Here is a 25,989-nt window from a genome sequence, read left to right on the forward strand (position 1 = left end):
GGGTAAAAAGGCGTTTTTAGCGGTTCAGCACATGTTCATAGACCCGGATGACCTTGTCCGCGGCGGCGTCCCAGGTGGAGGCCTTGATGTCCTCCGTGCTCTGTTCCACTACTTTCCGGTACAGTTCCTCATCCGTGCAGAGATGGACGATATGCTCCGCCATCTTGTTGACGTCCCAGAAGTCCGCTTTCAGGGCTCCCTTCATGACTTCCGCTACGCCGGACTGCTTGGAAATCACGGCGGGGATGTTGAATTGGGCCGCTTCCAGCGCAGAAAGGCCGAATGGCTCCGATACGGAAGGCATGCAGTAGATGTCCGTGATGGAGAGGAGTTCATTGACTTTGTCCTTGTTCAGGAAACCGGTGAAGTGGAATTTGTCGCCCACGCCCTTGAAAGCTCCGGATTCAATCAACTGGCGGAGTTTTTCTCCCGTGCCGGCCATAACGAAGCGGACGTCGTCCGTTTGTTCCAGAACCTTGGCGGCAATCTGAAGGAAGAATCCCGGGCCTTTCTGCGCCGTCAGGCGCCCCAGGAACAGCACGAGTTTTTCCGGGAATTTCTTCTTGCCTTTGAAAACTTTGACCGGATCCGCTCCGTTGTGAATGGGAAATATCTTATGGGGGTCAATGGCATAGTGCCCGCTGGCGATGGTCCCCGTGTATTTGCTGACCGGGATAACGGCATCCGCCTGTTCCATGCCGAATTTTTCAATGTCGTAAATCCAGCCGCGGGCATCCGCTCCGGCCCGGTCAAACTGGGAAGCGTGCAGATGCACCACCAGGGGCTTGCCCGTGGCTTTTTTCACTTCCACGCCAGCCAGGTAGGTCAGCCAGTCGTGGGCGTGGATAATGTCGAAATCCTGCTGGAGGGCGACTTTTACCGCTATTTTTGAGAATTGAATGACTTTCAGGGCCAGATCTCCGGCGTAGAGGTCTTCCTTGTTTCTAAACAGCTGGAGGTCGGCTTCATGAGTTTTGGAGAAGGTGATGCGGCCTTCCTTGGTGAACTTCACTACTCCGGAGCTTCCTTCCACGGTAGTATAGGGATCCAGTTCAATGGGGGCGTGCTCCACCAGGGCGAAGCTGTCATAGGAATATTTCCGGTCCACTTGTTCCACTTCCCGGTAGGAGACGTTATTGAGACCGGTGAGCTGGAATCCGTCAAAAAGAACGGAAGGATCGGCCTTGGGAACGATTACCCTTAAATCCACTTTTTTTGCCAGCGCCTTGGAAAGACCCAGGCAGGCAATGCCCAGCCCTCCGTTAACCAGGGGCGGGAATTCCCATCCTAATGTAAGAACTCGAATTGTGCTCATCGGTTGATGTGGTTTGTCGGTGTCGGGAAGGGTACGGACTCGTGCCGTGTTGTGCACCAACGCAATAAAACCAGATTTTTCATGTTCGGTCTAGATTATTATGAATAATTTTACTCTAATAATGAAAAGAAAAGCGCTGCATTAGTTCAATCTTGCGTTCGTCATGAAATTGATTTAGTCTGGACTGAACGCTTTTGATTCTCTCTTCCGCCCGGCTTCGATGTGCACCGTGTCCAATATCCCTGAACGACGAAAAAAAACTCCTCTCCGGGGGCGTTTCGTCAAATGGGAGTACACGAATGCGGTTTCCAAAATAACTCTCAGCGTGTGTCTTGCTGATGCCGGAATTGTCCGGGTAACGTACTTCCCCGGGGCAGTGCCGGAAGATGAGCCAAGTTATGCCGTCAGCCCGGGTTATTCCGCCCCGGGAGCGGAAATCCGTGAGTATGACGAGTCCGGAGCGCATGTCGTTGAAACGTCCCTGCTTCGCATCCGCATCCGCCCGGAAGAGCAAAAGGTGGATTTTTACGATATTGCCACGGATGAGCCCCTGCTGACGGATGAGGGCGGCTTTGGCCGGGAGAGCAAGGACTGGACCGGAGACGCCCGGGTATGGATACGGAAAAATCTTCAGGAAACGGAGCATTTTTTCGGGCTTGGAGACAAGCCGTGCGCCTTGAACCTGAGAGGCAAGTATTTCTCCATGTGGGGAGCGGACCATTATGATTTTCATGAGGAATCGGATCCCCTTTACAAAAGTATTCCCTTTTTCCTCAGTTTGCGGGAGAGGAAGGCGTACGGCCTGCTGTTTGACAACACGTGCCGTTCGTTCTTCGACTTCGGCGCGGCGGATGAAAAGGTTCTTTCTTTTGGGGCCTCCGGAGGCCTGATGAATTATTATTTCATTTACGACCGCAGCCCGCTGGACATCATCTCCGCTTATACGCGCCTTACCGGTACGCCTGAATTGCCGCCTTTGTGGGCGTTGGGGTACCATCAGTCCAAGTGGAGCTATTATCCGGACAAGGCCGTGTACAACCTGGTGGAACGCTTCCGGAGCCTGGGCATTCCGTGCGATGCCGTGCATCTGGACCATCATTACATGGAACGAAAAGAGGGGTTTACGTGGGACAGGCAGAATTTTCCCAACGCGGAAGGAATGGTTCGCGCCCTGGAGAAGGACGGTGTGAAGACGGTCCTGATTGTCAATCCCGGCGTGAAGGTCAACCCCGCCAATCCGGTCTGGAAAGAGGGGATGGAACGCAATTATTTCTGCCGCCGGTCGGAAGGCAATTTATTGTCGGAGGAAGTATGGCCGGGGCTTTGCAATTTCCCGGATTTTACGGCTCCGGCCGTACGCGGCTGGTGGGCGGGCCTGTTCAGCCGGGATATTGGGAAAATTGGCGTGCGAGGCCTCTGGAACGATATGAACGAACCTGTCGTTTTTCCGGACCGCACTTTCCCGATGGATACGCGGCATGAATATGACGGCATGCCCTGTTCCCATGAGAAGGCCCATAACATTTACGGGCAGTGCATGGCGGAAGCCTCCTGGCTGGGCATGAAGCGTCATGCTCCGGACCGGCGCCCCTTCCTGCTGTCCCGGTCCGGTTTTGCCGGGCTGCAGCGTTTTGCCGCCACATGGACAGGGGACAACCGGTCCAACTGGGAACATTTGAAGCTGGCCAATTTCCAGTGCCAGCGGCTTGCGGCTTCCGGCATTTCCTTCGCGGGAGCGGATGCGGGGGGATTCATGGGGCATCCCACGCCGGAATTATTTTGCCGCTGGATGCAGATGGCTTCTTTCCACGGTTTTTTCCGCAATCATTCCTCCGGGGAGTTCGGCGGTCAGGAACCATGGATGTTTGGACAGGAAGTCACCTCTTGCGTGAAAGCCGCCATAGAGGGCCGCTACCGCCTGCTTCCCTATATCTATACACAGTTCCGCCGGTACGCGGAGACGGGCATGCCCGTGCTGCGTTCCCTGGCCCTGCAATGTTTTACCAACAAGGACACCTACTGGCGGGGGGCGGAGTACTTCTTCGGCGACCATCTGTACGTCGTTCCCATTCATGAGCCGCAGGAAGGCGGACGGTTTCTCTACATTCCGGAGGGCGTCTGGTATTCCTATCACACGGACAGCCTGATGGAGGACACCGGAAAGGATGTCTGGGTGAAATGCCCTCTTTCTTTCCTGCCCGTGTATGTCCGCGGAGGGGCGGTAGTCCCCCATTGGCCGGTGCAGCAATATGCAGGGGAACTGCCTCGCCCGCCGCTGACGCTGGATGTATGGTGGGCGCCGGAAGGGGAGGTGGCCTCCCATTTGTATGAGGATGCAGGGGACGGGTATGCATACCGGAACGGGGAATGCGCCGTGCATGAGTTCCTTTACCGCGGCGGCTCCAATTCCCTGGAGCTGGACTGGAACTGCGAGGGAGATCCCTGTGCATTCCATGAGTCCGCAGAAGTGGTTTTGCACGGCTTGCCTGCGGGTATTTCCGTCAGCGCATGCATGGACGGCGTTCCTTGCCGCAGCGTAACGAGGGAAGGCCGGGTATGGAGGATACCGGTGAAGGATAAATTTGATGCGCTTTCCGTTTGCTGGACGACGGAATGATGTTTTTGCCGTTAAGGGCGGGAGGCGCCCGGCGGATTTGTCATGGAAGGCGGAAACTGCGCCTGACCGTATCCCTCTTCAGTTTCAGCTCCCGCCATTCATGCGTCAGGGTGGAGGATGCCACGACGCCACCCCCGGCGCAGAGGGAGAGCTTTTGCCCCTGCCAGTACAGGGAGCGGATGCCTACCAGGCAGAAGAAGTCTCCGTCATCCAGAAACCCGAACGGAGCGCCGAAACGAAGCGGACAGCGCAGGCGTGAACGCCAGTCGTCCAGCTGGGCGAGCGTTTTCTCCGTGCGGGGCTGGGATCCCAGGGCGGGGGTGGGGTGGAGCAGCCGTATCCAGTGGGCCGGAGTGTGCTGTTCGTCCGATTCCAGCGTGAGGTAGGTGACGAAGTGGATCAGGGTGCCGAGGTTCAGCACGCTGCGGGCCGTTCTGGTGACGCTGCCGCAGGGGGACAGGCGGGAAAGAATGCTGCCCGCCACGATTTCATGCTCGCGGATTTCCTTGTCGTCGTTGATGAAGACCCCCACATCTTCCGGACGGGCCGTTCCTGCCAGGGCCATTGTCTCCAGGAGGCGGCCCTGTTGGCGGAACAGTGTTTCCGGAGTGGTTCCGCAGAATCCTTCCCGTTCCGTCCACCAGGCGTAGGGATAGTGGGACGGAGAGCTGTTAATGGCCCGCGGTATGAGTTCCCGGGGGGTGTGTGGCGGCTGCATTTCCCCGAACTGAGGCATCGCCGGAACGCTTTTCACCAATTGCCCGGTGGCGATTTGTTCCATTATTTCCGCAAAAACCTGCGCGTACGCGTCCGGAGACGGTTCCGACCACCGGATTTCCGGAGCGGGCGGCAGGGGGCTTTCCTCCGGTGAAAGAGAAAGAAGGGCTGCCGGTATTTTCCATGGCCGCGGATCGTCCAGACGGAATGTATCAACATAAAAGGCGGGGCCGGAATCCGGTGGTTCCACTGATTCCCGGAAAGGCCCGGTTCCGAGCAGAAGGCCGCGGGAAGGGTGCTTGATCAGGGCTCCGGAAGTCAGCGTTTTTATGTCCATGCGCCATTCATGTTAAAATGCCGTGGCCGGGAATTCCAGCTATTTGAATGTTTGTGAAAGTGCGGATGAAGCGGGGGTAACGGTTCCCATGGGCCTTTTCCCTGCCGCTGAAGAAGCAGGAGGGTGGCTTATCTTTCCCTGCCCGAAGGGAATTCTGCCTCTGTTTCCTGAAGCCGTGCGCCATGTCACGTGCGTTCCCCTTTTGAATTGACGGGAAAAAGCGCTCAAGTAAGCTTTAACGAGCTTGCGTCCCTATGCAGATGATGAACAGACCAGCACCAGCAGTTCCCTCCGCCGATATTCCGGTAGAGGCTATGCTGGCAGAGGTGCGGAAGCCGCCGGGGCCTGTCTGGTGGAGCGTGTTTCTCGCCAGCGCATTGCTGGCGGCGTGGGGCATCGGGTGGAGTTCCTGGCGCATTGCTGCAGAGGGGGCAGGCGTGCTGGGGGTGAATAATAACGTGGTATGGGGGCTGGACATTGTGCATTTTGTTTTCTGGATAGGCCTGGGGCATGCGGGCACCCTGATTTCCGCCGTCCTGCTGCTGACGCGCCAGTCATGGAGAAGCCCGATTGCGCGCGGAGCGGAACAGATGACCCTGTGCGCGGTCATCTGCGCCGCCGTCTTCCCTGTAGTGCACGTAGGGCGTGTCTGGATGGCGTGGATGGCTTCCCCCCTGCCGGAAGTGAGCGGAATTTGGCCGGATATGGCCTCTCCTTTGATGTGGGATGTCATGGCCGTCAGCACCTATTTTCTTCTTTCCCTGTTGTACTGGTATATCGGCCTGGTGCCGGATTTCGCGCTACTGAGGGACTGCTGCAAGGGGCGTCTGAGGCGCCGTTACGGGTGGCTGGCGCTGGGCTGGCAGGGTACGGGGCGCCAGTGGCGCGCCTATGAAAAGGCCAGTCTGCTTTTTGCGGTTATTCTGACTCCGCTCGTGGTATCCGTTCATTCCGTGGTGAGTTTCGATTTTTCCGTAACTCAGGTGCCGGGGTGGCACCTGAGCATTTTCCCGCCCTATTTCGTAGGAGGGGCCATCCTCAGCGGTATGGCGATGGTTCAGCTGATTCTGCTGGGGGTGAGCCGTCTGATGGCCGGCAGCGGCATTCGCCAGGCCGTTACTCCGGCCATTCTGGATTTAAGTTCCCGGTTGGTGCTGGCCCTGAGCCTGGTGATGGGGGCCATGTATTTGTGGGAGCATCTGGCCGCTATTCTGAATGGAGGCGCTCCGGAGCCGTTTCCGGGCAGAAATCCCGTGAATGCCGTGTTCATCATCGTCATGGTTGCCGGGAACGTGGCGCTGCCCCAGTTGTTCTGGTTCCGCCCTCTGCGAACCAACCGCCGGGTGATTGCCGCCGTGGCTCTGGGAGTGCTTGCGGGCATGTGGATGGAACGTTTCTGGATTGTCGTGAATTCCCTGAAGGCCTCTCTGCTTGCCGCCAACATCGGAGATTATTTCCCAAGCGTGACGGATTTGGCTATGATGGCCGGGAGCGTGGGGCTGTTTATGGCCCTGTATATGGCGCTGGTGCGTGTGGCTCCGTTCTTTTCCCTGTGCGACGTGCGGGAACAGCAATCCCTGAACAAGGAGGGCGGGGCATGAAGAAGGCCGTCATTTCCGGCTGGGTGCTTTCCTTCGGTTCGGAGAAGGCGCTTCTTCAGGCCGTCCGCATGCTGGTGAAGGAGGAAAATTTGCGCTGGGAAGTTTGCGCCCCTTATCCTTGCGCCGCCGTCCGGCTTGCCAACAGACACGCCGGGAGGGCCGTGGGCGCAGGCATCCGGCTGTGGGCCGCTGCGGGCGGCGTCTGCGGGTTTCTGGCCGTGGCCCTGTGGCTTTACTGGACGCAGTTCTGCGCGGATCCCCTTGTGACCCAGGGCAGGGTGCAGGGCTGGGACAACTGGCCCGCATACGTTCCGCCCCTGTTTGAGGGTACTTTGCTGGGGGCCGGATTGCTGACCGCCGCCGGATTCCTGAGGGGGGCTCTTCTTCCGAAGTGGCATGACTGGGCGTTCGAGTGTGATTTTTTCAGGACGGATGAGCACGGAAACGGGTACTTTATTCTGCTGGAAGGTGGATGCGAAGAGCGTTCCGCCGCCCTGGTTGAGGCCCTGAATCCGGATGCCCGCGAGCATGTTCATGGGAAAGGAGGCTGGCCATGAGAGGCGGCATTATGGCGGCAGCCACCCTGGTTCTGCTGGGAGCGTTCTGGTTTCTGGCGGGAGACGACGATGGGAGAAATGCCGCTCCCCGTCTGTTTGACAATATGAATGAACGCCCTCTGGCGGATGCCCAGCAGGTGGGGATGCCTTCTGCCCCCGCAGGCCGGAAAACCCGTCTGACGCCCCCCCATTCCGTGGCGCAGTCCCTGGGCATCGTCGGAACGGCTTGGAAACGGGAAGGCGACCGGGATTCCTTTGCTGCGGAAGGTTCCTATTTTTCCTCCGGCCGCATGCAGGGCGGAGAGGAGGATTCCATGCCTCTGGAACTGGGCGGCATCTCCCGCAGCCGCGACGTGCAGGCGGAGGGGCGTGCGCTTTATCTGGCGCACTGCGCCGTTTGTCATGGAAAGGACGGAGACGGACGCGGCAGCATGGCCGCTTATGACACCTATCCGCAAATAGGCTCCTTCCGGGATGAAAAGTACGCTTCCTATTCCCCAGGAAAAATGTTCAGGAGCATTCGGTCGGGGCAGGGGAACATGCCCGCTTTCGGAAACATTCTCACGGCGCGGGAAATCTGGTGTCTGGCGGCGTTTGTCCGCCATTTGCAAGCGCCGCCGGAAGAACCGGCCGTTAAACGGAAGGAACAGCATCCATGAACAGCAATACATCTTCAACAGGCAGGGAACGCCGGGATCGTCCGGCATTCGGCTGGGCCGGGCGTTCCGCAGCCCTCTCCCTGTGGATACTTTTCGTTCTATTGTGGTGCGTGCTGATGCGCCAGTCTTTTACGGCCATGCCCTGGGACGACATGACGGTTGCCGGGGAAAGGCTGCAGGAATTGAGAAGGCCGTTCGCCGCTGCCGGAATGGCCGCAGGCGTTTTCGGCTCCGGCCTCTGTCTGGGGTGCCTGTTCTGGCTCTGCCTGTCTTCACTGACGGGTTCCGGCTGGGGGATCGCGCTGAGAAGGGTGCTGGCGGCGGGGTGTTGGGGGTTTTTACCCGGTGTTCTGGTATTGGCTGGAACGGTCGGCTGCCTGACTACCGTGATTTTTCCGGAAGCGGCCCGCTACTGGGGGGTAGCGGATGTTTCCTCTCCCGGCGTCCAGGCCTTTGGCGTTCTTGATTTGGCTGACTTCTCATGGTGGAACCCTGCATGGCTGTACGTGCGCGTGGGGGGCGTTGCGGCGCTTTCCTGGAGCTTGGCCCAGGTATGGGAAACGCTGGTTGCGGAAAAAAATGTCTGGCAGCCTTCCTTCCGCCGGGGCTCTGCCGCCTTTTGCATGATCGTGACGGTGATGATGCTGGGCCTGCTGGGGGTGGACATGCTGGGAGGGACGGGGAAGAACGTTCTTTCCATGTTCCCCGTATACATGATTGCATATGTTCTGCTGGCGTCCCTGGCGTTCGCTGTGTTGTCCGCCGTGCTCCTGAAGCGGCTGGACGGAGGGAAGAAGCTGCCCTGGCCCCGCCTGGGAGGCATGCTGACGGCCATGGTTCTGGTGAAAGCCTATATTGTATATTCGCAGTACATGATTACCTGGTACGCCTCCATTCCGGCTGAAATGTCCTTTTATGAAGACGCCGCTTCTTCCGGCTGGTCCGGGATGTTGGCCGCGGCTCTCATTCTTCAGCTTTTGCTTCCTTTCCTCATATTGCTGTTTCCCGCGTTGAGACGCCGTCCGTCCGCTTTGGGCGCCGTATGCGCCGGAGTGCTGTTGGGCTCCCTGCTGGAAGCGTGCTGGATGTTCGGCTCAGGCCTTGGGCTGAACCCTGCCGCGTGGAAGGCATGGCTTCCGTTCGTCCTGCTCCTGGTGGGAATGGGCCTGATCTGCTGTTTTTCCTTCCTGGGGGCCTTGAGCGTCCGCAGGGTATTTCCCAAACCATGATGAACCGTACCCCCGCCGTTTTTTTTCTGTTTCTCCGCCGTCCGGGAGAGTTTTTCCCCTTGTTCTGGCTGGCAGGTGCTTTCATGCTGGGTTTCCTGTGGTCGCTGGCGTACGCCTCCGGTCTGGTGGAGGAAGGGCCTTTGCCGTGGCCGGCCGGCCGTCTCATGTTCGCATTCTACGGCATGCTGGTGTACGGCTGGGCCCTCCCCGTCCTGTTTTCTGTTGCGGCGGGAAGCGGGGGCCGGTGGAGGAAACCCGCAGAATGGCTCTGGCATGCCTGCGTCGCGCTGGGGGTGGCGACCATTGCCGCGGGGAATGGGAGCGGCGTGCTCCTGATGCCTTTTGACTGGTGGGTCTGTCCGGTTTTCGCTTTCCTTTCCGCAGGGGCGGCGTGTCTCGCATGGTTCCGGCCGTTTCCGTGGCCTGTACGGCTGTTGTTCAGTTCTTCCGCCGGGTGCGTGGCTGCGGCCCTTCTGGTGCTGGGATATACGCAGGGATTATCCATGAATGGCCTGCTGGATGTTTCCGCCCTGGGGGGGAGCCTGTCCTGCGGGCTGATGTTTGCTGCCCTGGGAGCGGCGGCGCTCCGGCTGGATATGGGGCAAGGGGGGACAGTTGGAATTCTGTCCGTCTGGATGGCCCTGGTTCTGGCGGCGGCGCCGGTGATCGGAGGGCTGGGGGGGCTTCAGGGGGTTCCCGTGCCGTGGATGTTGGTGGAGGCCGGTACCGTCTGGTGTTGGTGCGCCGTTCTTCCCGCCGTTGTGGCGGCGGCGCTTTTTTGGATGAAATCCGGTACGAAGACAGGAATATGGATGAAGACCGGGGTTTCCCTGCTTGCCTTGCTGGCGGCATGGAACGTGTTTGTTGCAGGTGCGCCGGAGCTGATGCAGTTTTCCCTGTCTGCGTGGCATGAGCCGGAATTATGGATTCTGCCGGGGGCCGGAGTGTTGATGATGGCAGGGGGGAAGGCTCCCGGACGTTTCCCTGCGGCATGGCGGCTACTGGGCGCAGGCGTCTGCGGCGTGTTTCTGGCGTATGCCGTAGGCGTGCTTGCCGTCCTGGATGTTCAGGCTTTTCCTGAGGCGCGTCGTGCGGAGCTGATGAGCGGCTGGGTGGGCATGGCTGCCTGCGTCCACGCCGTTGCCATGGCTTTTTGCCTGGCGGGCAGCCTCTGCCTGTGGCGGCCTGTGGAAGAGGAAGACGGAAGCCGGGAGCCGGAACCTCCGTTTTTGCCGCGCTTCTTCTTCATTTCAGCCGTTGCGGCGGTTGTGGCGCTGGCTGCTGCTGCGGCCGTTTTCCTGCATGCTCCGCCTCCGGATTCCATGGAGGTCAGGAGACCCGTTCAGGATGCGGCTGGCGCCGGTATTTATGCCGCGGAGGGGTGTGCCCTGTGCCATACCCAGATTATCCGGCGTTCCCTGTCCGGAAAAGACTGGCAGACGGCAATTGACCGCGGGACGGATCCGGATTTCCCCTACCGGGTTAGTGAGCCGGAAGACATGGATGCCGAATTCAACAGGGAAGGAGCGCCGCAGGTAGGTGTAGCGGCGGTTGGGCCGGATTTAAGCAATGCTGCGGAGTATATCACAGGCAGGCTGGAATATGAGGATGCCGTGTCCGGCGGCACGCGCCGCGCCGCGCAGGCGCGGGAATGGCTGGCCCTGCATCTTTACAACCCGCGGGAAATGCAGTTCAACAAGCCCTGGACTGTGTGTCCGGCCATGCCCGGACTGTTTGAGGAACGCCCCGTAGAAGGGAATGCTCCTTCCCCGGAGGCCCTCCCCGTCCGGATGGAACCGGGCCGGGAACTGATTCCCACGGAACGGGGGAAGCATCTGCTGAACTACCTGGCTTCCCTCCGAAGGGTGGAGCCTTCCCGGAAACGCGACCGTATTCATTCTTCCCCGGGAATGTCCCATATTCACCCGGATTATGCCGCCCATCCTCCCGCCGTGGACATGGAACGCCTGAAAAAAGCACGCGCCGCTGCCGTCATGGAAAAGGGGAAAGGCGTGTATCTCTCCAAATGCGCCATTTGCCACGGCAACGACGGCCTGGGAGACAGGGTAACCTATCCTCCCCTGGCTGGCTCCGAATGGCTGAAAGAAAAGCCTGATGCGGAAATCGTCAGGATCATCCTCCAGGGGCTGACCGGCCCCATCACGGTGAATGGCAAGGCATGGGATTCCACCATGCTGCCGCCCGGCATCACGAATTCCCGGGATCTGGCCAACCTCCTCACATTCCTGCGCCGCCAGTTCGGAGGCGTGGAAGGAGCGGCCTATACGCCGGAACAGATGGACGCCATTCGCCGGGAGCTGTGACGGTCCGGACTTTCGATAGCCGCTTCATGACTGTTCTGAAAGAAGAGGAGAGAGACAGGGGGGCTGGGGGCCGCTGCAACAAAAAAGACTGCCCTCCGAACCATATGCCGGAAGGCAGCCTGATGAAAGAGGTTTGGGAAAAGGTCAGCTCAGGGCTTCCACCAGCTTGTCCCCGTAGGCGGAGCAGGTAAGTTCCGTGGAACCGGGAATCATTTCCGCAAGGTCGAACGTGACCGTTTTTTCGGAAATTACCCGGTCGATGGCCTGAATCAGCAGGTCGGCGGCTTCCGTCCAGCCCATGTAGCGCAACATCATCTCCGCAGACAGGATGACGGAGCTGGGGTTGGCTTTGTTCAGTCCGGCCAGTTTCGGCCCGGTGCCGTGCGTAGCTTCAAAAATGGAATGCCCCGTCAGGTAGTTGATGTTGCCTCCTGGGGCGATTCCGATGCCGCCGACCTGCGCCGCCAGGGCGTCGGAGATGTAATCCCCGTTCAGATTCAGCGTGGCTACCACGTCGAAGTTTTCCGGATGGAGAAGAATTTCCTGAAGGAAGGCGTCTGCAATGCAATCCTTGATCACGATTCCGTTGGGAAGCTTCAGCCAGGGGCCGTCCCCTATGGGGAGGGCGCCGTATTCCCGCCGTGCGACATCATATCCCCAGTCACGGAAGCCGCCTTCCGTGAATTTCATGATGTTGCCCTTATGCACCAGCGTGACGCTTTTCCTTCCGTTTTTCACGGCATAGTCAATGGCGGCGCGCACCAGGCGCTCCGTGCCTTCACGGGAAACGGGCTTGATGCCGAAGCCGGAGCTTTCCGGGAAACGCACCTTTTTCATGCGGTCCGGGAAAATGCGGCTCATGGTATCAAAAAACAGCTTGGCGTCCTCCGTGCCTTCCTTGAATTCGATTCCGGCGTAGATGTCTTCCGTGTTTTCGCGGAAAACGACCATGTCCACTTTTTCCGGAGCTTTGACGGGAGTTTCAATGCCGTTGAAATAGCGCACGGGACGCAGGCAGACAAACAGATCCAGATCCTGCCGCAGCGTGACGTTCAGGCTGCGGATGCCTCCGCCCACCGGAGTGGTGAGGGGGCCTTTGATGCCGATGAGGTACGTGCGGAAAGCTTCCACCGTTTCATTCGGAAGCCAGGTGCCCAGGTTGTCAAAAGATTTCTGCCCGGCAAAAACTTCATACCATGCGATGGAACGCCTGCCCTGATAAGCCTTGGCTACGGCTGCGTCAATGACACGGGAGGCCGCCGCCCATATCTCAGGACCGGTTCCATCACCGATGATAAAAGGAATGACGGGCCTGTCCGGAACGCAAAGCCTGCCGTTCTGCATGGTGACGGCTGCACCGTCCGCGGGAGGGGTGAATGTTAAATTGGCCATGACGTGCGTTCCTTTATAGGACGCAGCCCGGTTTGGCAAGATAAAAGAGCGGAATGGGGAACTGTGCTTCGTGGAGCTTTGCCGGCTCCTGAAGCAACCGGACTTGGAAATGTTTTCCTCCTACCCCATGCGCATGTCTCAGAACCAGCGGTCCTTCCCGGAAGGTTCTTCCGGCTGACCGGCTTCTTCCCGGAGGCGTTTGAGGAAATTTTCTTCAGCCTGATGTTTCAAGCCACTCTCCATGATATGCTTCCGGGCGTTTTCGTTCAGCTGGTTGACGGCAATGGCGGCATCTTCGGAAGTCAGCCTGTTCCAGATGCCGGCGTCGTCCTTCACAATGCGCAGGGAACCCTCCACCATCTCGCAGGAAATCAGCGTTCCATGAAGGCCCTCCGCCGTAATGGGGCCTTTGTTTCCTGCGGGAATGATAATCCGAAGAGGTTCGGGCCCTTCCAGATTGATGCCCCCATGGGCGCGGTAGGCCGCTTTCAGAATCAGCGTTTTCCTGCTCCACCACCAGGTGGTGGAGTAACGGTATTCATATTCAAAAGTCCGTTCCACGGTAACCAGATTGGCCACTTTTTCATCCTTCTGCACAATCAGGGCCACGCCGCCGTGGTTGGAGGAAAAACCCTTATTGATCAGGGTGAGGCCCGCTTCCCTGCCGGCGTCAATCAGTTTTTCCGCTACAGCCATCGGCTTTTCCACCGGGGCGGTGATGCAGGAGCGCACACCCCAGAACAATACGGCCAGCACACCGATCAGAACGGCTCCCCTGGCCAGGGCGACGACAGCGGGGGAATGGAAAAAGGTGGTGGAGGAACCGCTCATGAGATGTTGCGCGTAGCGGAATTCAGGATTCCGGATCTTCATGGGAGCCATCTTCCCTGATGGGAGGCATGAACAGGGCCAGGAAAGTGAAAGCGATGACGGTCAGGTCGTCTATTTGTCCAAATCCGGGAATGAAATCCGGAATCAAGTCAATGGGGGAAAAAGCGTAGAGAGCGGTCAGGATGAGGAGAACAATCTTGCGTTTGGTGAAAAGGCGCGGTTCTCCTTCCCGGCTGCGGAAGTAATTGACAGCTCTGACCAGGAGTTGTTGCCTGGAGCCGTTGGGTGGAATGGGAAACCTGTTTTTCATGGGGCTGCAGGGGGGGAATTTGCCGTAAATGGAAGGGTTACTCTTCCGTCATTATCTCATGCGCCCCCGGCTGCGTCCAGAGCAATTACCGGCTTCCCTTCGGGTGTGTGTTTTCTTACGCTTTAAGAGGATGCAGCGTTTGCGGCGATTGCGCTGTGCGGGTATCCCTTTTCCCTGCATTGTCATCGGCAAGAGGAAGGGAAGAGGACAGGCGCCGGGAAACGCGGAAGAAACCGGAACATTTGTCTTGTCCCTGCCGTTTTCCGAGTCTGTTCCCACCAGCCGCGACAACGTTCCGCAGGGTAGAAGATAGCGTCTTCCCCATCTGCCCGCGTTCCTTTCCCGGAAGAGGAATGCCCGGGCTTGCGGCATTGACACGGCGGGAGGCACGGGGTACTCTCCTGCGGCATATAATGATCAGTTTCACCAATATCAGCGGAGCCGAGGAAATTGGGGCCAATTGCTATTTGCTTGAGATGGACGGCACCAGGATCGTGCTTGACAGCGGGATGCACCCCAAGAAGGAGGGGAAGGCGGCCATGCCGGACTTTGATTCCCTGGAACCTAATTCCGTGGAAGCCGTTTTTTTAAGCCATTCCCACCTGGACCATCTGGGGACGCTGCCCGTGCTTCAGGAGAAACAGCCTGCGGCGGAGGTGTTCATGACGCCCGCTGCGGCAGCCCTGTCTGAAGTGATGCTGCACAATTCCGTGAATGTGATGAGCGCCAAGAGGCTGGACCTGGGCATTGTGGAGTATCCTTTTTTCACCCATAACGATCTGGACAGATTGAGCGACGCCTGGAATGCCAAATCCTGCAACGAAGTGTTCCGCGTGGGCTTTCGTCAGAACGTGCTGGCCACGTTTTATGATGCCGGGCACATCCTGGGGTCTGCCGGCGTGATGCTGGAGAGCGAGAGCGGCCATACCGTATTTTACACGGGGGACGTGCAGTTTGAGGACCAGAGCATGATTCCCGGGGCTGATTTTCCGGAATCCGGCGTAGATACGCTGGTGATGGAGTGCACGCGCGGCGGTTTCCAGCGCAGCGCCCACTATTCCAGGCCGGAAGAGATGGTGAGGTTCGGGAAAGCGATTGCGGAGACGCTGGAGCGCGGCGGCGCCGTACTGATTCCGGTATTCGCCATCGGCAAGAGCCAGGAGATGCTGTTCAATATCCACCGTTTCAAGCAAATGGGGGTGATTCCCGCCAATACTCCCGTGTATTTCGGCGGTCTGAGCGCGAAAGTTTCCCTGTTGTACGACCGTTTTGCCGGGTCAACGCGCAGGCATGACCATGAATTTAAACTGAAGGATGAGATTCAGACCGTGCCCCTTCCGCGCAAGGGAAAAGCTCCGCTGGTGTGTTCCCCGGGGAATATTTACGTGGTGTCCAGCGGCATGATGACGGAAAACACGCTTTCCAACGTTATGGCAGAACAGGTTCTTCCCCAGGAGAAGAATGCTATTTTGTTCGTAGGATATGCGGATCCTGATTCTCCCGCGGGCCTGTTGAAGGCAACGCCTGAAGGGGAACTGGTGAAAATGCGGCCCAAGGGGCAGCCGGTGCGCCGCAAGTGCACCGTGGACTGTTTTGATTTTTCCGGGCATGCCACCCGGGATGCCTTGGTCAATTATGCCGTGAAGCTGAATCCCAGGCAGGTGGTTCTGGTGCACGGGGACCCGGATGCCGTGGAGTGGATGCGCCATACGTTATCCGCCAAAATGCCGGATTCTACTATCGTCGTTCCTGAGCCGGGGCGCCGCTACACTTTTGAGCCATGAGTTTTACAGGAGAAAGAAAGGGGAGGCTGGTCGTCTTTGAAGGCATTGACGGCACGGGCAAGTCCACCCACATCGGCCACTTGCGGAAGTATCTGGAGGGGAAGGGGCTGGAAGTGGTGCAGAGTTTTGAGCCCACGCGCGGCCGGTGGGGCCGGATGCTCCGGGATTCCGCCGTGACCGGACGCCTTTCCGCAGAGGAGGAAGTGGCCCTGTTCCTGAAAGACAGGAGGGAACATGTAAAGACGCTGATTGCTCCCGCATTGGCGCGGGGGGCATGGGTTCTGCTGGATCGCTACTATCTTTCCATGATGGCTTACCAGGGCGCGCGCGGCATAGACCCGCAGGCCATCCGCGCCGCCAATGAAGAGTTTGCCCCGGTGCCGGATGCCGTGGTCTGGCTGGATATTCCCGTTTCCGTGGCATTGGAACGCATCGGAAACCGCGGGGAACGCGACGCTTTTGAGACGGAAGAGGGTCTGGCGGCCTGCCGCAGCGTGTTTGCTTCCGTCCATGCTCCCTGGATGCTCCGCGTAGAAGCGGACGCCGGAGAGGAAGAAGTGGCGGCAAGAGTGCGGAGGTCTCTTTCCGCGCGTTTTCCCGATGTCATTGAAGCATAGGCGCATCCCTCCGGCCGGATGCCGGGGATTTTCCCTTGGCGGGTCATTACCGGCATTTAACTGCTATTTCGCAGGCGCATAAGCCGTTGGATCCGGAATCCCGGCTTCCCTGAAGGCTTCCCGGCGTTCCATGCAGGTGGAACAGACGCCGCAGTGGACGGCTCCGCCCTTGTAGCAGGAGTAGGTGCGGGAAAAGTCCACGCCCAAATCCTGGCCCATGGCAGCGATGCCGCCCTTGGACATGTGGATGAAAGGGCGCAGGATGCCCAGGCCGGCGTAGGTTCCCAGGCGAATGGCCTGCGTCATGGCGGCCATGAATTCCTCCCGGCAGTCCGGATAGATGCTATGGTCACCGGAATGGGCCGCAATGACGAGCTGCTGCGCTCCGCAGCTTTCCGCAACTCCGGCGGCGATGGACAGGAAGATGCCGTTGCGGAAGGGGACGACGGTCTGTTTCATCAGTTCTTCATCATAGGAACCGTCCGGAATATCGTCCGCGCCGGAGAGGAGGGCGGATTTCAAATGGGAGGAGATGGAGGAGATGTCAATCACGCGGTGCTCTATGCCCAGGCTGGCGGCCTGCCAGGCAGCGCATTCCAGTTCCCGTTCCGCGTGGTTGGAGGCATAGTCAAAGCTGAGGGCCACCCGGACGCGGTGGTTCCTGTGCGCCCAGTGCAGGGCTACGCTGGAGTCCAGTCCCCCGCTGAGCAGTACGGCTGTTTCCATCTTGTCCATGGTCTGGATTAAAGAGGGCGGTTTTCCGGATTGTGTTCGGCTGTTGCGGTCAGCTGGATGCCGCCGCGGGGGGAGAAACGTCCTTCCACCTTCAGCCACCGCGGGGAAATGGCGGCCACCAGATCATCCGTGATGCGGTTGACGATTTGTTCGTTGAAAGCCGGGTAGTTGCGGTAGGAGGCCAGATAGTATTTGAGGGATTTGGTTTCCACGCATTTTTCCGCGGGAACGTAGGTGATCGTCAGGCGGCAGGAATCCGGTTGCCCGGTAACGGGGCAGAGGGAGGAAAATTCATGGGTGTCCAGCGTGATGGTGTAGGGACGCGTGCCGCGGTTGGGGAAGGATTCCAGCCTGGCGTCGTCAGGGCTGGTGAAGAAGGAGCTTTGAGAGCCTAATAGAGTCAGATGGTCGTCGGACATGGTTGTTGTAGTATGGTAATGGATGGTTCAGGCCCCCTGGACGGGGGCGCCTTTTTCCAGGACGGGTTCTTCGCCGGGGAATTCTTTCACGTACAGGTCCTGTTGAGGGAACGGGATGGAAATGCCGTGTTCGTTGAACGCATTATAGATGTGTTCCCGCACGGAGGAAAGACTGGAGGATTTTGTCATGACGGGAACCCATACCCATACGCCCAGATTGACGGCACTGTCTCCGAAATTGTCCAGCACCACGCTGGTTTTTTTGACCTTGGAAAGGAAGGGCAGGGAAGACAGCGTTTCCAGAATGATTTTACGCGCCCTTTCCACGTCCGTTCCATAGGAAATGCCCACTTCCACCTTCACGCATTCGAATTTATGGTTGCGGGTCATGTTGCGGAAGTTCTTGTTAAAGAGCTGGGAGTTCTGGAAGGCGATGATAGAGCCGTCCAGCGTCTCGATCATGGTGGAGCGGTAGCCCAGGGAGGAGACGCGGCCCCGGTAGCCGTCGCATTCAATCATGTCGCCCTGGCGCAGGCGCCCCAGCATCAGGGAGAGGCCGCAGATGATATTCTCAATGGTGTCTTTCAGGGCAAAGCCGATGCCCATGCTCAAGCCTCCCATGACCATCAGCAGCCCGTTGTAATTGGCGTTCATGATGATGAGCGCCGTAAAAACGAAGAGCCCCCAGAGAAAAAGGGAGGAGAGCGTCACGAAGGTGGGGATGATGCCTACTTCATAATCTTCTCCATAGACTTCGTGCAGCGTATTTTTCCCCAGGAATATCAGGTAGTTGAGAACAATGGCAATCAGGATGACCGTGATGACGCTGCTCCAGCTGAAAGTGAACAGATCCTTGATTTCCGTGGCGGCGAAAATTTTATTGATGATGAGGTCCCCCATGTCGAAGGTGGCGGCGGGCCAGATGAGGCTGAACAGGATGAGGAAGATGGTCAGGCAGGGAAGCGCCAGCTTGGAGACGAAAGGGCGGAACCACAGGATGACCCGCTTGTTCCGTTCCTTCCGGCGTTTTTCATAGTGGTGGAGCAGATCCCACAGGCCCACCAGCAACAGGATGCTGGTCATCAGCATAATCCAGGTCATCAGGACCAGAAAGGCCATGAAACTGAATCCAGTCCAGCACAGAACGCTGCCCAGGATAGTAAACACCAAAGATACGGTGGAGAAGAAACGGTCCAGCCGGGGCAGCTTGTGCCGCTGCCGCACCCAGGTCAGCAGGGAGAAGAGGGAAACCAGCGTGAACAGGATGGGCATGGAAATATCCACGATAATGTTGGGGGCCATGAACATGCGCAGAAGCATGAAGAATCCGCCCAGAAGAAGGTAGGGCATGTAGATGCGGATGCCGGAGTTAATGGTTCCGTAGGGGAGGCGCGTGACCAGGGAGAACAGGATGGCGCTGACCAGCAGAAGGAATTCCGCGCCCAGGGAAGCCGCGCTCTCCAGCAGGTAGTTCGGCGTGCGCAGTGAGGCAATGACGAGGATCAGCGCCACGATAAGAATGGTGGTGACGTTGGTGAACGCATGACGCTTGTTGTAGTTGCCCGTCTTTTTCAGCGTTTTTTTGAAGCCCAGGAAGACAATGAAGCGGGCAAGGCAGTAGGAGCACAGGATGATGCCCAGCAGGATAAGGCCGTAGTGTTTGAGCGTTTCCGAGTCTGATGGAAGCTGGAGCTTGCTGTCCGCGGATGTTTCCCATACGCTCATGCATATTTCATACGTCTTGAGCGGCTTGAGAAAGATATACCTGGCCGCATGGGACGGGGTGTAAAATATCCTGTTGAACAGGGAGGTGAACATTTGGGCGCTTTCATAGTTCAGCGTGTCTATCTTCCTGTTCAGATTATTGAAAAGTTCCTTAAGGTAAATGAACTGCTCCTTTTCTTCCTGAAGGGATTTTTCCAGTTCCTGGCAGGCATACAGAGCTTCGTCCCTTTGCACCAGGGATGGTTCCGACAGGTTGGCCGTGTCGACTTCCTCCAGGGATTCCGCCAGTTTTTTAATGCGTTCTATTTCCTTGCCTAGCCGCTCCTCCTGTTCCTGGAAGTCCGGTTTTTGGGCGTAATACATTTCCACCAGCCTGGTGGCTGCCTTGCAGTAAAAAGCCAGCGTAAAGATTTTTTGATCGTCCAGGGCGTAAAGCACGGCGGACATTTCATATACCCTGGTGTCAAAATAATTGTAGGTGGCGTCCGCGTTCTTCACGAGCACTTCCCGGACGGCCATCCTTTTTTCCTCATTCTTTTTCAGGATGGTGATTTCATGGCACAGGGCCATGATAACCGCATCCATTTCCGATTGGTCCGGCTGCGCCTGGGGCTGTTCCGTCCTGGCTTCCTCCACCTGTTCCGGGGCGGCGGAAGGAGGTTCCGCCTGCTGTGCGGACACAGAACCTGAGGCCAGAAACCCCGCCAGAAAAAAGGCGGCGCAGAGGCGGAAAAAGATCCGGTAATCAGGGATGCTCATGAATGGTCCCTGTTCTAGGGGCTGCGGGCATTACGGTCAAGGTTATATATTCTCCTGCTGACGGAGGGGAGCTTCACAAGGAGAAGCCCGTTTTTTCAGAGCAAGCCGTATGGAAAGGGCGGGGCATTTTCCGAATTTCCGGGGAATGCCCCTTTGTAAACAGGAAACGCTCCGGAAATCCTCCGGAGCGTTTGAAGAGAAAGCTGATTCCTGCGGGAATCAGTTCAGAGAAAAGGAGCGGATTCTCTTTATGGTTTCCTCCCGGCCCAGCAGGGAAAAGACGGAGGAAAGATCCGGGCCACCGCTTAACCCGGTGAGAGCCACCCGGGCAGGGAACATCACGGCTCCCATTTTGACGCCGTTTTCCTTGGCAAAGGCTTTCAGCACGCCGATGAGTTCATGCCCGTCCCATTCCGGTTCCTGTTCCAGCCTGTCCGCCAGTTTGGAAAGCAGTTCCAGCGCTTCCGGCTGAACCTTGGAGACAGCTTCCGGATCCATGTCCAGGTCAAAAAAGAAGCGGATTTTGTCCGGAACTTCTGCCAGGGTCTGCACTTTCGTTTGCACGGTGGCGATGGCGGCGTCCAGAATCGGGGAATCCGGCAAACCGGATTTCAGACAGAAAGGCCGTGCCCGGAGAGCGAATTCTTCCGCAGGCAGGGCGATGATATGTTGCTGGTTGACCCAGCGGCATTTGGTGATGTCAAATTTGGCTGCTGAGTGGTTGACGGCTTCCAGAGAGAAGCGTTCGATCAGCTCCTGCGGGGAGAAGATTTCCGTATCGTCCTTGGGGGACCAGCCCAGCAGGGCCAGGAAGTTCATGACGCCTTCCGGCAGAAAGCCTTCTTCCGGGTAAGTTCCCAGGGCGGCGCCCACGTCGCGCTTGGACATTTTGGAGCCGTCCTGGTTCAAAATCAGCGGCATGTGGGCGAAAACCGGGGGGGTGACGCCGAAAGCCTCAAACAGCTGGATGTGCTTGGGCGTGTTCATGATGTGGTCTTCCCCGCGGATGACGTGGGTCATTTTCATCTCAATATCGTCCACCACGTTGACAAAGTGGAAGATGTAGGAACCGTCCGCACGGCGGATAGCCATGTCCGGCGTGTTGGAAGCGTCCCGGTAGTCGATGGTGATGTCTCCGCAAATCAGGTCATGGAAAGTGACGGGTTTGGAGCGGTCAAAGCGGAAACGCCAGGCTCCGCCATCTTCGTACACGCGGCCGGCGTCCTGAAGCTTCTTGAAGTAGGCGTCGTAAATGTCGTTGCGCTGGCTTTGGAAATAGGGGCCGCAATCGCCGCCTTTCATGGGGCCCTCATCCCAGTCCAGCCCCAGCCATTCCATCCCGGTGAAGATTGCGCGGGTAGCCTCCTCCGTGTTGCGGGCGTTGTCCGTATCTTCAATGCGGAGGATGAAGGTCCCCCCCATCTTGCGGGCGAACAGCCAGTTGAACAGGGCGGTGCGGGCGCCCCCAATGTGAAGGTAGCCCGTGGGGGAAGGTGCGAATCTTGTTCTGACGTGACTCATGATGGGTAAGAGAGTAAGGGCCTGTCTGCCCGCGTCAAGCAGATACAGGGGGTGCATGCCAAAAAACGGGGGTGCGGAGGCAGTGGATTTTTTAGGACGTTGTCGGCCTTGCGGCTTGCCTGGAGAGGGTTTTTAGGCTTCATTTAACGCCGTGTTCTTTTTAAAACACATATTCCGTCTGCGGGAGAAGTGGCAGATTAAGAGGGAAGATGAGGAAAAACCCTTTCTGGAGCATCTGGACGACCTGCGGACCATGCTGCTGAGGATGGCGCTGTGCCTGACCGTCAGCACGATTCTGTGTGCCGGGTTTGCGTCCAATCTGATGGATATCCTGAGACGCCCCGTCAACCAGGTGTGGGATATGTTTGAGGAATCCCATCTTCCGGCAGGGATTGGCCTGGAGGCCTGGGGCAAGGCCAAGGAAATGGCAACGGCCATGACGGGCCTGGGAGCTTCCCAGCGGGAATTGTTTCTCCGCCAGGTTTCCCCGTCCCAGGCAGATTTGACGGAGGCGGCCTTGGTGCTTCGCGGCGCGCAGCCGCTGCCGGAGGACAGGAAACAGATTTTCATCAGGGAAGGAAGTCCTTCCGCGTCCGTGCGGGATCTGGCGGAAGCCCTGTATGCCCAAGGAGCCGTTCTGGCGGACGGAACGGGGCGGGGGGCCCTCAAGATGATGAGCGCGTTCCAGCCAGGGGAGGCATTCATGCTGACCATCAAGCTTTCCCTGTATGCCGGGGTGGTGATTTCTTTCCCCCTTCTGCTGTACTTCCTGCTTCAATTCATCATTCCGGGATTGCTGGAACATGAACGCCACCTGTTGTATAAGTGCATGGCTGTCGGTTTCGGCCTGTTCCTGGCCGGGACGCTGTTTTGTTATTTCATTGTACTTCCGCGGGTACTGACGTTTTTCTACACTTATTCCCTGGAATTCGGCATTTCCAATGAATGGCGCATCGGTTATTATCTGTCCTTTGCCACGCAGATGATTTTGATGTTCGGCCTGGCTTTTGAACTGCCTGTGGTGGTGATGCCCTTCGTCAAGCTGGGAGTGCTGACCTATGACATGATGAAGTCCACGAGACGCTATGCCATTGTGGCTATCGCTATCCTGGCTGCGATCATCACTCCTACGCCGGACGTGGCCACCATGATGCTGATGGCCGTTCCCATGTATGCGCTGTATGAAATATGCATCATTCTCGCCTGGATGCATGAACGCAAGGAGGCCGCGCGCACCCGGGAGGAAATCGCCCGGTTTGAAGAAGATTTCAACAACAACAATTCTCCCTACAACCAGTAACTACATCCAACACGCATCAACATTATGAATCTTCTGGAAATTATTATTCTGGGTATTGTGGAAGGCCTGACCGAATACTTGCCGGTCAGCTCCACGGGGCATCTGCTCCTGACGGAATCCCTGTTGAACATGTCTCAGAGCAAGGAAGCCCTGGACGCCCTGGCCGTCTGCATCCAGGGGGGAGCCATCCTGGCGGTGCTGAGCCTGTATTTTCCCCGGGTAAAAACCATGGCGCAGGGCGTGCGCGGCAAGAACCCCGCCGGGCTGAAACTGCTGGTCAACATTATTCTGGCCTTTCTTCCGGCCGCCGTGGTGGGCCTGTGCTGCGCCTCCCTGATCAAGGAGTATCTGTTCAATACGTACACGGTGGCTTATTCATGGATCGTAGGGGGAGGCGTTATTCTGGCGTATTGCGCCTGGCGCGCCAGGGAGGGCCGTTCCAATGAAGGGAACTCCGGCGCCTCCATTGAAAGCCTGACGCCGGCCAAAGCGCTGACGGTGGGCGCGCTCCAGTGCGTGGCCATGATCCCCGGCACCAGCCGGAGCCTGATGACCATGCTGGGAGGCATGTTCGTGGGGTTGAGCGTGGAGGCGGCCGTGGAGTTCAGCTTTTTGCTGGGATTGATAACCCTGGGCGCAGCCACGGTCCATGATGCGTATAAGGACGGTGCGCTGATGCTTGAATCCTTCGGCTGGGAAGCTTTGGCCGTGGGAACGGCGGTCAGCTGGCTTTCCGCATGGCTGGCTGTAAAATGGATGGTATCCTATTTGCAAAGGCACAGTTTTGCCATATTCGGCTGGTACCGTATCGCCATTGGCATTGTGACCCTGGTCCTTCTGTCTATGGGGCTGGTGCATTGAAAAACATTTTCCGGCGCTTGAATGCCGGAAAACGCTTCTTCCCAGGCAAGGCGCCTCCCCCCGCAACAGGAAACGGGTCTGGGACAATCCCGGAGAAGGATGACCGCTGTCTGGACAAAACCATGACGCAGGGCTGTCTTGCATCCCCGGAGCAACACAGCCCTGCAATGAATGGCAGTTCAGAAAAGCTTATCTTCTGTGCGTTCCGTGGGAATGCCCGGGATTGGAAGGTTTAGGAGAAGGAGACGGACGGGATGGCGCAGATGAAGGGCGGGAGGACGGCCTGCCAGGTGCGTTGACGGAATGGGGCGGGGAAGAAGGCCTGGAAACGGAAGAGGGCCTGCCGGGACGGTTGACGCCGGAATGTCCCGGATTGTGGGAGGAAGGCCTTGAAGCCGGCGGGGAGGAAGGTCGGCTGGGACGTCCGAAATCCGGTCTGGAGGGATGATTGACTTCCGGGCGGCTGATGCCGGGGCGATTCGAGCCGCCGGGACGGGAAGGATGATTGGCGGAAGGGCGCGAAGGCCGTCCGGGCTGGTTGATTCCCGTATGGTGTATCGGAGGCCGATGAGAATTGCCGGGTTTTCCGACGTTCGGCCGTTGATTGGGCCGTACGGGGTGTGGGGCCGGCCTGTTGTTTCCCGGACGGAAGTGGTCGGGCCTGAACTGGGGTTTCATCGGCGGTCTTGCCATGGGCCGGCAATGGTGGGGACGGACATAATGCCCGCGGTAATAAGGAGCCGGCCCCCACGTGGGGATATAATAATTCGGACGAATCAGGTTGATGGAGTAAATGGGGCTTCCGAACGTGTCATAGGCATAGATGGGCCTTCCTCCATAATATCCGTAAATAGGATAGCCGGAGCTGTCATACATGTACGATACGCTGGAACCGCCGCTGCTGTAGGAGCCTGACACGCTGAAATGGTCATAATAAGGATCGTAGCAGCTGGACAAAGCACAGCCGATAGCGGCCGCCAGCAGTGAGTTTTTTAAGATAACGTATGCTTTCATGATGACGAAACGGGGTGAATTATATTTTCCCTTCGCCTGAAAAGCGGCAAGGAAAAAGTACATTTGTTTAAAATTATTTTGCTTGGAAACGTGCTTCCTGTTGTCTTAGACTGCAAAAACGCTCTACGTGATGGGAATTCTCTTTCAAGATAAAACAGTCGGCCTGGCCCTGCTGTGTGATAACGCCCCTTATACGCTGGCCATGACTCTGGCTTCCTACGGCAGGTCCGGGCTGCTTGGCTATTTTGACAAAGCTTGCGCCGTTTTTCCGGAAAGCGCCGCCAAGGTGCGGGAGACGGCCCTTTCCCATGGACTTTCCGCGGTGGCCTCTCCGGTGGAAGGCGGTTTTATAGGGGCTCTCCATACGGCGGTCAACGCTCTTGATACGGATTACGTGCTGCTGGCGGAGGATGATTGCATGATCTGGGAGCATCTGCGCGGGGAAAATCTGGAAAAGCAGTTGAAACGGGCCTTGGAGCTGCTGATTTCCGGCCAGGCGGATATGGTGCGCCTGCGCCATGCATGGCGCGGTTGCACGCGTTACAAGGCCGCCTATACATATTCCTATTTTTATCCCGTGGAGCAGCTGGCTACCATGTGGGTGCATGCGGAAGGTTTGTCGGAAGCGCCTGACTGGATTAAAAGCATCCGGCGCTTTTTCCATCCTTTCCGCTCCAAGCGTTCGATAGGCCGTTGCGTTTATGTGGAGCAGAACCCGCATCTTCGCTTTCCCCAGTACATTACCAGGATTGATGAAGGCTATATCATTGACAGCGAGGTTTTCCAGTGGACCAATCAGCCTACGCTCATCGCGCGTTCCAGAATCAGGCAGATTCTGGCGGGGCTGGAGCAGGCTCCCGGTTCCATCGGGAAATTGCCGCAGGATTTTGAACATGCCGTCAATAGCCCGCGATGGAGGGATGCCCATATGAACATAGGCGTCATCAGCGGAATTTTCACTTAAATGCGTATGGAGGACGGAGGAAAAGCGGTGCGGTATGAATGCACCAGATGCGGCGCATGCTGCCGCTGGGCCGGGGATGTGTGCATTGAAGCGGATGAAATCCGCGAGATTTCCCGTTTCCTGCACATGGACGAACAGGTTTTTATTGACACATGCTGCCGGTTGAGAGCCAACCGGCGCGGATTGTCCATCAGGGACGCGGAGGACGGAGCCTGCATGATGCTGACGAAAGACGGCTGCCGGATCAATCCCGTTAAACCCCGCCAGTGCCGGGATTTTCCCAACAAATGGAATTTTCCCGGCTGGCGGGATTTATGCCGCGCCAGAGAAGTGGGGGAGGAAGGGAAAGTATAACGCTGCCGGAATGCCTCAAGATTCTTTTCCTGTTCCGGCATTACTCC

At 57.8% G+C, this 25,989-nt stretch carries 22 protein-coding genes; 12 read left to right on the top strand and 10 right to left on the bottom strand.

Annotation, left to right across the window (positions count from 1 at the left end; all coding sequences use genetic code 11):
* Positions 1–16: 16 nt before the first annotated feature.
* The gene (locus O4G22_RS09720; RefSeq protein WP_290488711.1) at positions 17–1,315 is read right to left on the bottom strand and encodes a glycosyltransferase; all 1,299 of its coding nucleotides are present in this window, start codon (positions 1,313–1,315) and stop codon (positions 17–19) included.
* Positions 1,316–1,544: 229 nt separating this feature from the next.
* On the opposite strand from O4G22_RS09720, the gene O4G22_RS09725 reads away from it, so the two are divergent.
* Entirely contained in the window at positions 1,545–3,932 is a 2,388-nt protein-coding gene (locus O4G22_RS09725; RefSeq protein ID WP_306701659.1) for a glycoside hydrolase family 31 protein, read from the top strand.
* Positions 3,933–3,972: 40 nt separating this feature from the next.
* Here O4G22_RS09725 and O4G22_RS09730 read toward each other — a convergent pair whose 3' ends face one another.
* On the bottom strand, positions 3,973–4,986 hold the full coding sequence (locus tag O4G22_RS09730) for a chorismate-binding protein (protein ID WP_306701660.1): 1,014 nt from the start codon (positions 4,984–4,986) through the stop codon (positions 3,973–3,975).
* Positions 4,987–5,246: 260 nt separating this feature from the next.
* On the opposite strand from O4G22_RS09730, the gene nrfD reads away from it, so the two are divergent.
* The 5 genes from nrfD to O4G22_RS09755 are packed head-to-tail and all read left to right on the top strand — an operon-like array spanning position 5,247 to position 11,356.
* The gene (nrfD, locus tag O4G22_RS09735) at positions 5,247–6,587 is read left to right on the top strand and encodes an NrfD/PsrC family molybdoenzyme membrane anchor subunit (protein ID WP_306701661.1); all 1,341 of its coding nucleotides are present in this window, start codon (positions 5,247–5,249) and stop codon (positions 6,585–6,587) included.
* Positions 6,584–7,144, top strand: a complete 561-nt coding sequence (locus O4G22_RS09740) for a quinol:electron acceptor oxidoreductase subunit ActD (protein ID WP_306701662.1) — start codon at positions 6,584–6,586, stop codon at positions 7,142–7,144. The genes nrfD and O4G22_RS09740 overlap by 4 nt, the downstream gene beginning before the upstream one ends.
* Positions 7,141–7,803, top strand: coding sequence for a c-type cytochrome (locus O4G22_RS09745; protein WP_306701663.1), 663 nt, complete (start codon positions 7,141–7,143; stop codon positions 7,801–7,803). Before O4G22_RS09740 ends, O4G22_RS09745 begins: the two co-directional genes overlap by 4 nt.
* Complete coding sequence (locus O4G22_RS09750) at positions 7,800–9,032, top strand: hypothetical protein (RefSeq protein WP_306701664.1); 1,233 nt, start codon at positions 7,800–7,802, stop codon at positions 9,030–9,032. The genes O4G22_RS09745 and O4G22_RS09750 overlap by 4 nt, the downstream gene beginning before the upstream one ends.
* Positions 9,029–11,356, top strand: a complete 2,328-nt coding sequence (locus O4G22_RS09755) for a c-type cytochrome (protein ID WP_306701665.1) — start codon at positions 9,029–9,031, stop codon at positions 11,354–11,356. Before O4G22_RS09750 ends, O4G22_RS09755 begins: the two co-directional genes overlap by 4 nt.
* A 144-nt stretch (positions 11,357–11,500) precedes the next feature.
* On the opposite strand, the gene icd is transcribed toward O4G22_RS09755, so the two are convergent.
* The 3 genes from icd to O4G22_RS09770 form a co-directional block, all read right to left on the bottom strand.
* Complete coding sequence (gene icd, locus O4G22_RS09760; RefSeq protein ID WP_288926924.1) at positions 11,501–12,748, bottom strand: NADP-dependent isocitrate dehydrogenase; 1,248 nt, start codon at positions 12,746–12,748, stop codon at positions 11,501–11,503.
* Between the two features lie 138 nt (positions 12,749–12,886).
* Positions 12,887–13,621: a DUF4230 domain-containing protein gene (locus O4G22_RS09765; RefSeq protein ID WP_306701666.1), complete on the bottom strand. Its 735-nt coding sequence runs from the start codon at positions 13,619–13,621 to the stop codon at positions 12,887–12,889.
* Positions 13,602–13,889, bottom strand: coding sequence for a YkvA family protein (locus O4G22_RS09770; protein WP_297404192.1), 288 nt, complete (start codon positions 13,887–13,889; stop codon positions 13,602–13,604). The genes O4G22_RS09765 and O4G22_RS09770 overlap by 20 nt, the downstream gene beginning before the upstream one ends.
* Before the next feature lie 413 nt (positions 13,890–14,302).
* Here O4G22_RS09770 and O4G22_RS09775 point away from each other — a divergent pair, with 413 nt between their 5' ends.
* Both O4G22_RS09775 and tmk read left to right on the top strand, forming a co-directional pair.
* Positions 14,303–15,673 (top strand): MBL fold metallo-hydrolase, encoded by a 1,371-nt coding sequence (locus O4G22_RS09775; RefSeq protein WP_306701667.1) that lies wholly within the window; start codon positions 14,303–14,305, stop codon positions 15,671–15,673.
* Positions 15,670–16,290, top strand: a complete 621-nt coding sequence (gene tmk, locus O4G22_RS09780) for a dTMP kinase (protein WP_297406338.1) — start codon at positions 15,670–15,672, stop codon at positions 16,288–16,290. Before O4G22_RS09775 ends, tmk begins: the two co-directional genes overlap by 4 nt.
* Positions 16,291–16,353: 63 nt before the next feature.
* Here tmk and queC read toward each other — a convergent pair whose 3' ends face one another.
* From queC to gltX, 4 genes are all read right to left on the bottom strand, one after another.
* The gene (queC, locus tag O4G22_RS09785) at positions 16,354–17,025 is read right to left on the bottom strand and encodes a 7-cyano-7-deazaguanine synthase QueC (RefSeq protein WP_306701668.1); all 672 of its coding nucleotides are present in this window, start codon (positions 17,023–17,025) and stop codon (positions 16,354–16,356) included.
* Between the two features lie 8 nt (positions 17,026–17,033).
* Positions 17,034–17,444, bottom strand: a complete 411-nt coding sequence (queF, locus tag O4G22_RS09790) for a preQ(1) synthase (RefSeq protein ID WP_290488690.1) — start codon at positions 17,442–17,444, stop codon at positions 17,034–17,036.
* Between the two features lie 27 nt (positions 17,445–17,471).
* The gene (locus O4G22_RS09795) at positions 17,472–19,928 is read right to left on the bottom strand and encodes a mechanosensitive ion channel domain-containing protein (RefSeq protein ID WP_306713879.1); all 2,457 of its coding nucleotides are present in this window, start codon (positions 19,926–19,928) and stop codon (positions 17,472–17,474) included.
* Positions 19,929–20,147: 219 nt separating this feature from the next.
* Positions 20,148–21,449, bottom strand: a complete 1,302-nt coding sequence (gene gltX, locus O4G22_RS09800) for a glutamate--tRNA ligase (protein ID WP_306701670.1) — start codon at positions 21,447–21,449, stop codon at positions 20,148–20,150.
* A gap of 151 nt (positions 21,450–21,600) precedes the next feature.
* Here gltX and tatC point away from each other — a divergent pair, with 151 nt between their 5' ends.
* Complete coding sequence (gene tatC, locus O4G22_RS09805; protein WP_306701671.1) at positions 21,601–22,749, top strand: twin-arginine translocase subunit TatC; 1,149 nt, start codon at positions 21,601–21,603, stop codon at positions 22,747–22,749.
* Positions 22,750–22,773: 24 nt separating this feature from the next.
* A complete protein-coding gene (locus tag O4G22_RS09810) occupies positions 22,774–23,610 on the top strand; it encodes an undecaprenyl-diphosphate phosphatase (RefSeq protein WP_297546409.1) in 837 nt (278 codons plus the stop codon).
* A gap of 189 nt (positions 23,611–23,799) precedes the next feature.
* On the opposite strand, the gene O4G22_RS09815 is transcribed toward O4G22_RS09810, so the two are convergent.
* Entirely contained in the window at positions 23,800–24,624 is an 825-nt protein-coding gene (locus tag O4G22_RS09815) for a hypothetical protein (RefSeq protein ID WP_297546407.1), read from the bottom strand.
* A 127-nt stretch (positions 24,625–24,751) separates the two neighbouring features.
* On the opposite strand from O4G22_RS09815, the gene O4G22_RS09820 reads away from it, so the two are divergent.
* Entirely contained in the window at positions 24,752–25,588 is an 837-nt protein-coding gene (locus O4G22_RS09820; RefSeq protein ID WP_143245698.1) for a hypothetical protein, read from the top strand.
* Complete coding sequence (locus O4G22_RS09825; RefSeq protein ID WP_094137065.1) at positions 25,589–25,942, top strand: YkgJ family cysteine cluster protein; 354 nt, start codon at positions 25,589–25,591, stop codon at positions 25,940–25,942.
* Positions 25,943–25,989: the final 47 nt, after the last annotated feature.

Origin of the sequence: Akkermansia muciniphila (assembly GCF_030848305.1) — a bacterium.
Classification (GTDB): domain Bacteria; phylum Verrucomicrobiota; class Verrucomicrobiia; order Verrucomicrobiales; family Akkermansiaceae; genus Akkermansia; species Akkermansia muciniphila_A.